This window comes from uncultured Oscillibacter sp. (assembly GCF_947654275.1).
Lineage (GTDB): Bacteria > Bacillota > Clostridia > Oscillospirales > Oscillospiraceae > Oscillibacter.
Map to the genome: position 1 here is coordinate 31,476 of NZ_CANTJS010000012.1, position 10,348 is coordinate 41,823.

Here is a 10,348-nt window from a genome sequence, read left to right on the forward strand (position 1 = left end):
CTCACTCCTTCCTGGAAGCGGCTCTGACCGCCTCCAGGATTTCCAGGGCCCTGCCGCTGTCAATGAGCCGGCCTGCGAGAGAAACACCTGCGGCGAGGCTCTCCGCTTTGCCGCCGGTCCACAGCGCCGCGCCGGCGTTCAGCAGGACAGCGCCGCGCTTATGGCCCTTCTCGCTGCCGTCCAGAATCGCCCGGGTGATGGCGGCGTTCTCCGCCGGAGTCCCGCCCGTAAGATCCGATTTCCGGCACCGTTCCAGACCGAGCTGCTCCGGCGTCACCTCATAGGTCCTATAGTTTCCGTCCGCAAGCTCGCAGACGGTGGTGGGCGCGCTGAGGGAGATTTCATCCAGCTTATCCTGTCCATATACGACCAGCCCCCGCTTCACGCCCAGCTTCATCAGCACCTGAGCCAGCGGCTCCAGCAGGGCGCCGTCATAGACGCCCATCAGGATTCTCCCGGGTCTGGCCGGATTGGTCAGGGGCCCCAGGATGTTGAACACCGTGCGGATGCCGAGCTCCTTCCGGATGGCCCCCACATACTTCATAGAGGTGTGGTATTTCTGCGCGAAGAAGAAGCAGAACCCCACCTCATGGAGCATTCTCACGCACTGCTCCGGGCTCAGGTCGATGTTCACGCCCAGGGCCTCCAGGCAGTCGGCTGTGCCGCACTGAGAGGACGCGGCCCGGTTGCCGTGCTTGGCCACCTTCACGCCCCCCGCGCAGGCCACGAAGGCGGCGGTGGTGGAGATGTTGAAGCTGTGGGCCCCGTCGCCGCCGGTGCCCACGATCTCCATGAGGTCCATGTCCCCCGCGCCTACCTTCAGGGCGTGTTCCCGCATAGCGGCGGCGCAGCCGGTGATCTCGTCGATGGTTTCCGCCGTGGCGCTTTTGGTAGAGAGCGCCGCCAGAAACGCGGCGTTCTGGGTGGCGGTGGTCTCGCCGCTCATGATCTCGTTCATGACCTGATAGGCTTCCTCATAGGTCAGGTCCTGTTTATCCACGATTTTCACAATGGCTTCCTTAATCATAAGTCTGGTCCTCCCATGTCAAAATGAATGAAATTGGTAAGCATGATCCTCCCTTCCGGGGTCAGGATGGACTCCGGATGAAACTGCACGCCGAAGACAGGGTACTTGCGGTGCTGCACCGCCATAATCTCCCCATCCGCTGTCCGGGCGGTGACGGCCAAGCAGCCAGGCAGTGTGTCCGGGACCGCCGCCAGGGAGTGGTAGCGGGCCACCGGGGCCCGCTCGGGCAGTCCCCGGAACAGCGGACAGCCGGAATCAAAGGCGGCCTCCGACTGCTTGCCGTGCATCAGCCTCTTTGCGTAGGTGACAGTACCTCCAAAGGCGGCGCAGATGGCCTGATGCCCCAGACATACGCCCAGGAGGGGAATTTTCGGCCCCAGCACTTTTACGGCCTCGATCAGGATTCCCGCGTTCTCCGGCCTGCCGGGGCCGGGGGAGAGGATGATTTTCTCCGGAGCCAGGGCCTCGATCTCCGGAACGGTCATCTCGTCGTTGCGGATGACCCTGATATCCGGCTGAATGGAGCCAACGAGCTGATAGAGGTTGTAGGAAAAGCTGTCGTAATTATCGATGAGCAGGATCATAAGTCCGCCTCCTTCTGTGCCCGCTCCAGGGCTTCCACCACGGCCCGCGCCTTGTTCACCCGCTCCTGATACTCCTTTTCCGGGTCGGAGTCGGCCACAATGCCTCCGCCGGAGCGGATGAACACCTTCCCGTTTTTCGTAAAGGCCAGCCGAATGGCGATACAGGTATCCAGGTTGCCGGTAAAGTCCAGATAACCGACGGCCCCGCCGTAGATGCCCCGCTTGTCGTCCTCCAGCTCGTCGATGATCTCCATGGCCCGCAGCTTCGGGGCCCCGGAGAGGGTGCCAGCGGGGAGCACGGCGTCCAGCGCATCCAGGGCGTCCTTGTCCTCCCGGATCTCCCCCCGGACGGAGGAACCAAGGTGCATGATGTGAGAGAACCGAAGGACGGACAGATAGTCCTCCACTTCCACCATGCCAAACTTACAGACCTTCCCCAGGTCGTTCCGGCCCAGATCCACCAGCATATTGTGTTCCGCCAGCTCCTTTTCGTCCGAGAGCAGCTCCTTCTCCAGGGCTTTGTCCTCCTCCGGCGTCTTTCCCCTGGGGCGGCTGCCCGCCAGGGAAAAGGTGTGCAGAACCCCGTCCTCCAGCTTCACCAGCGTCTCCGGGGACGCCCCGGCCAGCTCCATGTTTTCGCTGGTGAAGTAGAACATGTAGGGGGAGGGATTGCTGGAGCGCAGCATCCGGTATGCGTCCAGCAGAGAGCCCTCGAAGCCCGCCTCCAGGCGGTTGGACAGCACCACCTGGAAGATGTCCCCCTCCCGGATGTACGCCTTGCCCTTTTCCACCATGGCCTTGTATGCGGGCAGGTCGAAGAGCGGCGTCAGGGGCGTGGTCAGCCGCCCGGGCCTGCGCTCCATCGGCTTTCCGTATTTGAGCAGGGCCGCCATCCGCTCCAGTTCGCCGCAGGCAGCCGGGTAGCTTTCATCCAGCCCGGCGGCGTCCGCGTTGGCGATCAAGATGATTTTCTGACGGTAGTTGTCAAAGCAGATGACTTTCTCAAAGAGCATCAGGTCCATATCCTGGAACTTCTCCCGGTCCTGGGCGTTCAGCTTCAGGGAGGGCTCGGCGTACTTGAGATAGTCATAGGCAAAATATCCCACCAGCCCGCCGGTGAACGGGGGCAGTCCCGGTATGTGGGGGCTCCTGTACTCCGCCAGGACCTTGCGGAGCACTGAGGCAGGATGCTGGATTTCCACCCGCGCCGTGTCCCGGTCCCGGAGGCGAAGAACACCGTCTTTGCAGGTGATCTCCAGGGTTGGATCAAAGCCCAGGAAGGTGTACCGGCCCCAGCCCGCGCTGTCGGCGGCGGATTCCAGCAGGAAGCAATGTCCGCTTTGCGCCCGGAGGGTCCGCAGGGCCTGAATGGGGGTGATGAAGTCGGAGAGAAGTTCCCGGCTGACGGGGATGCGGCGGTAAGCGCCGGATGCCGCCAGGATGCGGGCCTCCTCCAAGAGTGGATAGTACATCATGGTTCCTCCTTTCGGGGCGGGTAAAACAAAAATCGCCCGTCCCCGACTTACAAATCAGTCAAGGACGGGCGAAAAATCGCTCGCGGTGCCACCTTGCTTCACGGCCCAAAAGCCGCGCACTCAGCGGAGTACCAACATACTCCCGGCAACTGACGTATGCCCACACGTCACGGGGTACTCAGCGCAATGCGCCTTTGCCCGCGCCCTCGGCGGTCCATTTGCCGGCTTGTTTCCCACCCGATTCTCAGCACCACGGGTTCTCTGTGGGGGCATGACTGGTTTGATCTCCGCTTCAACGGTTTAGATGAGAAAAGTTTACCGCAGAAATGTCTGGATGTAAAGCGACGAATGCAACAAAACCAGCGGATATTCTCCCTCGAAAAATGTTTACTTGCACAATGACCTGGCAATGAACATTGGATTGCAGAACTACAAATCCCTGATTCAAAAAGCGACTCTCCATATTTGCATAAGCTGAATATTCGGGATATTTCCGTTGTGACCAGCGGAAGTTACCAGCGGTATTTTACCGTAGACGGTATTCCCTATCATCATATCAATCACCCGGATTTACTAGGCCTCGTTTGAAAAATGTCAAAACACCCAAACGGCGGAGCTTTTTCCGCCGCTCAGCGTTGATTTTCCTTGCCATACACAAAGTATGGCGGCGTCAAATCGCCTTGATCGACGAAAAAATCTCTCGCCGTTGTGCATTTCGTCATTTATCAATCAAGGCCTAGCCCCGTGGAGAAGGAAGCGAGGACGGGGATTGCAGGCGGCGGACGCAGGCGGGCTGGCCCCATATCACCCATGGGGTCTGCCGAGGCCCGTTCCTCTGGGCCGAGGCTGGCGCCCGTCAAGGACGACTGCGCAGTCGTTGGCGGCTGGCTTCACATCACCCGTGAAGTCTGCCGAGCGCCGTTCCTTTGGCGCGAGGCTCTGCCGCCTTACGGATGCGGCGTCCCCCTTGCGGGGACAACGCAGCCATGCGATTCCCGAACCGCTGATCTTTTGCGGTATTTTTGTGGATTGCTATAGAGTAAAGATCAGAGATATATCCTTTACGCAATGACACAGAAACATTTGGCCCCTGTTCGCTTCCCGCTGGGCGAATTGAACGAGGAGGAGGTTCGGGGCATTGCAAAGGCCCGGAAGTTCCGCAATGCCGGGAAGCCGGACAGTCAGGACATCTGCTTTGTACCGGGTGGAGATTATGCTGTCTTTTTGGAGCGGTATACAGGCAAACTCTACCCAACCGACGATATCCTTGATCTGTTTTGGCAAGCGATTGGGCGGCACCAGGGCGCTGTTCGATATACCATAGGCCAGAGGAAAGGACTTGGCCTTGCCATGAACAAGCCGGTCTATGTCTGCCGCAAGGATATGGCAGAGAATACCGTAACAGTTGGCCCGGAGCAGTCGCTGTACAACCGGGAATTATGGGCAGATGATGTGAACTGGATCGCAATCGACCGTCTGTCTGCGCCAATGCGGGTCCGCGCAAAAATTCGGTATCGGCAAACTGAGTGGCCCGCTGCGGTATATCCTGATGAATGGGGGAAAATCCGGCTTTTGTTTGACAAGCCCCAACGGGCCATCACAGCAGGGCAGGCGGTTGTACTATATGTCGGTGACACAGTTGTGGGCGGAGGAACAATTTGCCTATGAAGGGAAAGTTTGCTACTTTACGCCAATGAGGCAATCTGGCAGACCTCTGTATCCTGATAAAGCATACCGTCAATTGACATCAGCCGGAAAAGAAAATTTACTCATGGGGTGGTGAACCCTGTTTTTCCCACACCTCTTGTTTTCGCTCCGTCAGTTTTCGCTCAAACCGGTCTTTTCGCAAATCAGAGGGAACCGTGGTGGGATAATGTCCGGTAAAACAGGCATCGCAGCAGAATGGACTTCCCGTCAGCTGTCTCAAAGCCAAGACGGGCAGGTATCCCAGCGTGTCGACGCCAATCACTCTGGCGATTTCCTCTGAGCTGTGACAGCAGGCGATCAGGTTTTCCTGGGAGTCAATATCTGTTCCATAGTAACAGGGATTCAAAAACGGCGGAGCAGAGACGCGCAGATGGATTTCCCTGGCGCCCGCCTCTCGGAGAAGGGAGGAGATTCGCCCACTGGTGGTCCCCCGGACGATGGAGTCATCCACCAGCACGACTCGCTTGCCTGCCACGGTTTCCTCCACGGCGCTGAGCTTCAGCCGCACCTGATCCAGCCGGTGTTCCTGTCCAGGGGCAATGAAGGTTCGGCCAATGTACTTGTTTTTAATCAGTCCAATGCCATAGGGGATGCCGGAGGCCCGGCTGTATCCCAATGCGGCGTCCAGGCCGGAGTCCGGAACACCCACCACCACATCCGCCTCCGCAGGGTGCTCCCGGGCCAGGAGTTCTCCCGCCCGCAGCCGGGCGGCATGGACGGATACACCGTCGATGACGGAATCCGGGCGGGAAAAATAGATGTACTCAAAGATGCAGGGCGTAGGTCGGTATTTACCGCAGTGTTCCCGGCGGGAGGTGACTTCCCCATTTTGAAAAATTAGAATTTCCCCCGGCTCCAGGTCCCGAATGAACTCCGCTCCCACGGCGCGCAGGGCACAGCTCTCTGACGCGGCCACATAGCCGCCGTCCGGAAGCCGTCCATAGCACAGGGGCCGGAAGCCGCGGGGATCCCGGGCGCAGATCAGCTTCTGGGGGGACATGAGCACCAGAGAATAGGCCCCCTCCAGGCACTTCATAGCACGGCTGAGGGCCTCTTCGATAGAGGGGGCAGTCAGCCGCTCTCCGGTGACAATATAGGCAATGGTCTCTGTGTCGCTGGTGGTGTGGAAAATCGCTCCGGACAGCTCCAGCTTGTCCCGGAGCTCGGCGGCGTTGCTGAGGTTTCCGTTGTGAGCCAGGGCCATATGCCCCTTTTGATGATTGACCTCGATGGGCTGGCAGTTCCGCCGACTGGCGGCTCCGGTGGTGCCGTAGCGGGTGTGGCCCACCGCCATCGTTCCCCGGGGCAGCCGATCCAGAATGTCACGGTTGAACACCTCGCCCACCAGTCCCAGGTCCTTGTGGGAGGCAAAGACGCCGTCATCATTGACCACAATGCCGCAGCTCTCCTGCCCCCGGTGCTGGAGGGCATAGAGCCCATAGTAGACGATCCTCCCCACATCGGCGGGTTCCGGACAGACGACGCCAAACACGCCGCACGCTTCATGAATTGCCATAGCGATCCCCTCACAATCAAAAAAGGGCAAAGACATCCCTTGGAAGAGACGTCTTTGCCTTTGCCCGTATTTTATAGCGTTTTGCAACGTCTGTCAACTTTGGTTTTTCACAAAAATCCGTCATCGCGCATTGACACAGCGGCGGACTTTACGGTATAATCTCTTCCAGAGAGAGCAAAGGCGCCCCCTCAGGGGGTGTCTTTGCTCTTTTTATGTCAGGTATTATCTCAATTAGCGGGCCTTGGGCCGAAAGGAGCACAGAATGGAAGGATACACCAGAGAGGAGATCCTCCGCCTGATCCAGGAGGAGAACGTCCAGTTTATCCGGATGCAGTTTACCGATCTCTTTGGACAGCTGAAAAATGTGGCAATTACGGTATCGCAGATTGAGCGGGCACTGGACGGGGAGATCATGCTGGACGGCAGTTCTATCCAAGGCTCCGTCCGTGTGGAGGAGTCCGACCAGTATTTGAAGCCGGATTTGAATACGTTCGCCATCCTGCCCTGGCGTCCGCAGTATGGCAAGGTGGCCCGGATGATCTGCAATGTCCACAACCCGGACGGCTCTCCCTTTGCCGGAGATCCCCGGAACGTGCTGAAGCAGGCACTGCAGACGGTAGAGGATATGGGACTGGCCCTGAATGTGGGGCCGGAGCTGGAGTTTTTCCTCTTTCTCACTGATGAGGAGGGGAATCCCTCTACCAGGACCGCCGACAGAGCGGGATACTTTGACCTTGGTCCCCTGGATCACGGCGAGAGCACCCGCCGAGAGGTGGCTCTGGCGCTGGAGAAGATGGGAATCGGGGTGGAGGCCAGTCACCACGAGGTCGCTGCCGGACAGCACGAGATAGACCTGAAATACGCGGATGCCCTTACTGCCGCCGACAACATTATGACTCTCAAACTGGCTGTGAAGACCCTGGCCCAGAAGAACGGACTCCACGCCACCTTCATGCCAAAGCCCCTGCGGGATGCGGCGGGCAACGGGATGCATATCAACCTCTCTCTGTTCCGTGAGGGACGGAATATGTTTTATGACGAAAGGGATCCACAGAGATTGTCCCTTCTGGCCCGGCAGTTTATCGCGGGCCTTCTGGAGCACGCCCGGGGATTCTGTGCGCTGGCCAATCCGCTGGTGAATTCCTACAAACGAATGGTGGCGGGCTACGAAGCTCCCTGCTGCCTGACCTGGTCCTCCGGCAACCGCTCTGCGCTCATCCGAATTCCCGTTTCCAGAGGGCAGGGGACCCGCGTGGAGCTGCGGAGCCCCGACCCCACCTGTAATCCCTATCTGACGCTGGCGGCATGTCTCGCTGCAGGGCTGGACGGCATCCGGCGGGAGCTGGCGCCGCCGCCGGAGATTGCCGGAAACCTCTACCACATGTCGCCGGAAGAGCTGGCGTCGCGGGGAATCCGGAATCTGCCCTCGTCGCTGGAGGATGCCCTCCGGGCCATGGAGGCGGATCCGGTGGTAATAAAGGCGTTGGGGCCTTATGCTGCGCGGTATATTGAGGGCAAACGGCAGGAGTGGGAGGAATACCGAACACAGATATCCCAGTGGGAGCTGGACCGCTGCCTGATTACATGGTGAGCCGCAGATGGAGCGAGCGATTGTCGCTTTTGCAGATGAGCGCATCCGGCAAAAGAGCCTGTGCCTGCTGAGCAGGGAGGGCTGGGAAACCATGGCCTGCGCTTCCGGTGCGGAGGTGATCCGCATGGCCCGGCAGCTGGGCAGCGCCATGGTAATCTGTGGCTTTCACCTGCCGGATATGACGGCGGATACCCTGGCGGCAGAGCTGCGGGGAACAGCGGTGCTGCTGGTCATAGCCAGGGCTTCCTATTTGGACCTGTGCGGCGGAGAAAATCTCTACAAGCTGCCTCTGCCCGCCACACATGCTGAGTTCATGGCCTCGTTAAGGCTGCTTTTGGATTTTGAGAGCACACATCTCCGCCACCCTGTTTCCGGGAGAGGAGAAGAGGCCCAGCAGCTGATCCGGAAGGCCAAGGAGCTCCTCATGGATGTAAACCGCATGAGCGAGGAGGAGGCCCACCGGTTTCTCCAGCGCCGGGCCATGGACAGCGGCATGAAGCTGGCGGAAGCCGCCCGTTGGGTTGTGGAGTCTTACAATGTATGACGTTGGGTGAATTGTATAATTTTGCAAAAGTTTTTTGTGTAGATACTCTAATATCTTGTATCCCCCTCTATTGACGGAGCTGCCGGCGCCGTGGTAAAGTGTACCCATCACAAGGGCAAAGGCGTCCTGAGAGCGTGACTCTCGGACGCCTTTGCCCGTTTCATTTAAGGAGGGAGTACTATGTATTCATCTGTCAGCACCATCTGGGTTCTGCTGGGAGCGGCTCTGGTCTTCCTGATGCAGGCGGGCTTCGCCATGTGCGAGGCAGGCTTTACCCGAGCCAAGAACACCGGCAATATCCTGATGAAGAACCTCATGGACTTCTGCATTGGCACACCTACTTACTGGCTTCTGGGCTTTGGATTGATGTTTGCCGGGCCCGGGGCCATCATCGGAGGGCTGGACCCCTTCGTCCGAGGGGACTATTCCGCCGTCCTGCCCGCCGGGGTGCCCCTGTTTGCCTACCTCATTTTCCAGACGGTCTTCTGCGCCACGTCGGCCACCATCGTCTCCGGGGCTATGGCGGAGCGGACCAGGTTCATTTCCTACTGCCTCTACTCTTTCTGCATCTCCGCCTTCATCTATCCCGTTTCCGGCCACTGGATCTGGGGCGGCGGCTGGCTGAGCCGATTGGGATTCCATGACTTTGCGGGTTCCACGGCGGTTCACATGGTGGGCGGCGTGTGCGCCTGCATCGGCGCAGCTATCCTGGGTCCCCGGATCGGCAAATACGACGACCAGGGCAGGCCCCGGGCCATCCTGGGCCACAGTCTGTCCCTGGGCGCTCTGGGTGTGTTTATCCTCTGGTTCTGCTGGTTTGGTTTCAACGGCTGCTCCACCGTGGGCATGGAGGGGGATGATGTGATCGTCAGCGCGGGGCTGATTTTTGTCACCACCAACATGGCCCCGGCGGTGGCCAGTGTCGTGACTATGATCTACACTTGGGTTCGCTACAAGAAGCCGGATGTGGGCATGACCCTTAACGCCGCCCTGGCGGGGCTGGTGGCAATCACCGCCGGCTGCGACGTGGTCTCCCCGGCGGGAGCCGCCGCCATCGGTGCCATCGCTGGACTGCTGCTGCCTGTCTCCGTGAATTTCTTTGACTCCGTTTTGAAGATCGACGACCCGGTGGGCGCGATCTCCGTCCACGGCGTCTGCGGCGCGGCGGGGACGATCCTGACGGGCCTGTTCTCCACCAGCGAGGGTCTGCTTTACGGCCACGGGGCTCATTTCTTCCTGATCCAGTGCCTGGGCGTGGCCGCCACGGCTCTCTGGGCGGCGGCGACTATCACGATTGTGTTCCAAGTGATCAAGCACACTATTGGGCTCCGCGTCTCCCAGGAGGAGGAGCTGAAGGGCCTGGACATCACGGAGCACGGCCTGCCCTCCGCTTACGGTGGCTTCGCCTTCGTCTACGACGATACGCCGGACGGCCTGCCGGTCCCTGCATCGCCCGAAGCCGTTCCCCTGCAGGAGGCGGTACCGGTGGAGACCGTGCCCCCCGCCGTCTCCGTCGAAGCATCCCGGGGCGGCGTGAAAATAACCAGAGTGGACATTCTCTGTAAGATGGAGCGATTCGACGCGCTGAAGCGGGCCATGTTCAATATCGGCATTACAGGCATGACGGCAACCAATGTCATGGGCTGCGGCGAGCAGCGAGGCAAGACCGAGGGCTACTTCCGGGGCGCCAAGGTGGAGGCCACCATGCTGCCCAGCATCCAGGTGTCCATCGTGGTCAGCAAGGTGCCGGTGAGTCTGGTGGTGGAAACCGCCCGGAAGGTGCTGTACACCGGCGCTTTCGGTGATGGAAAGATTTTCGTTTACAACGTGGAAAATGTGGTGAAGGTACGCACTGGCGGGCAGGGCTATGACGCTCTCCAGGACGAAGAGGCAAAATAAATCGG

General features: G+C 59.7%; 9 protein-coding genes and 1 pseudogene. 6 read left to right on the plus strand and 4 right to left on the minus strand.

The features are described from left to right. Position 1: 1 nt before the first annotated feature. The 3 genes from trpD to trpE are packed head-to-tail and all read right to left on the minus strand — an operon-like array spanning position 2 to position 3,083. On the minus strand, positions 2 to 1,027 hold the full coding sequence (gene trpD / locus Q0063_RS04885; protein WP_297870859.1) for an anthranilate phosphoribosyltransferase: 1,026 nt from the start codon (positions 1,025 to 1,027) through the stop codon (positions 2 to 4). Beyond that, entirely contained in the window at positions 1,024 to 1,611 is a 588-nt protein-coding gene (locus Q0063_RS04890) for an aminodeoxychorismate/anthranilate synthase component II (RefSeq protein WP_297870860.1), read from the minus strand. The genes trpD and Q0063_RS04890 overlap by 4 nt, the downstream gene beginning before the upstream one ends. After that, on the minus strand, positions 1,608 to 3,083 hold the full coding sequence (gene trpE, locus Q0063_RS04895; protein ID WP_367180334.1) for an anthranilate synthase component I: 1,476 nt from the start codon (positions 3,081 to 3,083) through the stop codon (positions 1,608 to 1,610). Before trpE ends, Q0063_RS04890 begins: the two co-directional genes overlap by 4 nt. Before the next feature lie 423 nt (positions 3,084 to 3,506). On the opposite strand from trpE, the gene Q0063_RS04900 reads away from it, so the two are divergent. The 3 genes and pseudogenes from Q0063_RS04900 (at position 3,507) to Q0063_RS04905 (ending at position 4,754) form a co-directional block, all read left to right on the plus strand. Next, a complete protein-coding gene (locus tag Q0063_RS04900) occupies positions 3,507 to 3,674 on the plus strand; it encodes an FAD:protein FMN transferase (RefSeq protein WP_297870881.1) in 168 nt (55 codons plus the stop codon). Between the two features lie 465 nt (positions 3,675 to 4,139). Further along, positions 4,140 to 4,277, plus strand: a pseudogene (locus Q0063_RS14695) (tRNA 2-thiouridine(34) synthase MnmA); the annotation flags it as partial. 33 nt (positions 4,278 to 4,310) lie between these two features. Then, complete coding sequence (locus tag Q0063_RS04905) at positions 4,311 to 4,754, plus strand: aminomethyltransferase beta-barrel domain-containing protein (protein WP_367180335.1); 444 nt, start codon at positions 4,311 to 4,313, stop codon at positions 4,752 to 4,754. A gap of 97 nt (positions 4,755 to 4,851) precedes the next feature. On the opposite strand, the gene purF is transcribed toward Q0063_RS04905, so the two are convergent. Next, positions 4,852 to 6,309, minus strand: coding sequence for an amidophosphoribosyltransferase (gene purF / locus Q0063_RS04910; protein ID WP_297870862.1), 1,458 nt, complete (start codon positions 6,307 to 6,309; stop codon positions 4,852 to 4,854). A 262-nt stretch (positions 6,310 to 6,571) separates the two neighbouring features. On the opposite strand from purF, the gene glnA reads away from it, so the two are divergent. The 3 genes from glnA to Q0063_RS04925 all read left to right on the plus strand — a co-directional run bounded on the left by glnA (position 6,572) and on the right by Q0063_RS04925 (position 10,343). Beyond that, positions 6,572 to 7,900: a type I glutamate--ammonia ligase gene (glnA, locus tag Q0063_RS04915; protein ID WP_297870863.1), complete on the plus strand. Its 1,329-nt coding sequence runs from the start codon at positions 6,572 to 6,574 to the stop codon at positions 7,898 to 7,900. Between the two features lie 7 nt (positions 7,901 to 7,907). After that, positions 7,908 to 8,444, plus strand: coding sequence for an ANTAR domain-containing response regulator (locus Q0063_RS04920; protein ID WP_297870864.1), 537 nt, complete (start codon positions 7,908 to 7,910; stop codon positions 8,442 to 8,444). A 180-nt stretch (positions 8,445 to 8,624) separates the two neighbouring features. Then, positions 8,625 to 10,343: an ammonium transporter gene (locus tag Q0063_RS04925; protein ID WP_297870865.1), complete on the plus strand. Its 1,719-nt coding sequence runs from the start codon at positions 8,625 to 8,627 to the stop codon at positions 10,341 to 10,343. Positions 10,344 to 10,348 lie beyond the last annotated feature (5 nt).

Coding starts and splice junctions, on each gene's coding strand:
- trpD (WP_297870859.1), bottom strand. CDS start 1,027: ATGATTAAGGAAGCCATTGTGAAAATCGTGGATAAACAGGACCTGACC.
- Q0063_RS04890 (WP_297870860.1), bottom strand. CDS start 1,611: ATGATCCTGCTCATCGATAATTACGACAGCTTTTCCTACAACCTCTAT.
- trpE (WP_367180334.1), bottom strand. CDS start 3,083: ATGTACTATCCACTCTTGGAGGAGGCCCGCATCCTGGCGGCATCCGGC.
- purF (WP_297870862.1), bottom strand. CDS start 6,309: ATGGCAATTCATGAAGCGTGCGGCGTGTTTGGCGTCGTCTGTCCGGAA.
- glnA (WP_297870863.1), top strand. CDS start 6,572: ATGGAAGGATACACCAGAGAGGAGATCCTCCGCCTGATCCAGGAGGAG.
- Q0063_RS04920 (WP_297870864.1), top strand. CDS start 7,908: ATGGAGCGAGCGATTGTCGCTTTTGCAGATGAGCGCATCCGGCAAAAG.
- Q0063_RS04925 (WP_297870865.1), top strand. CDS start 8,625: ATGTATTCATCTGTCAGCACCATCTGGGTTCTGCTGGGAGCGGCTCTG.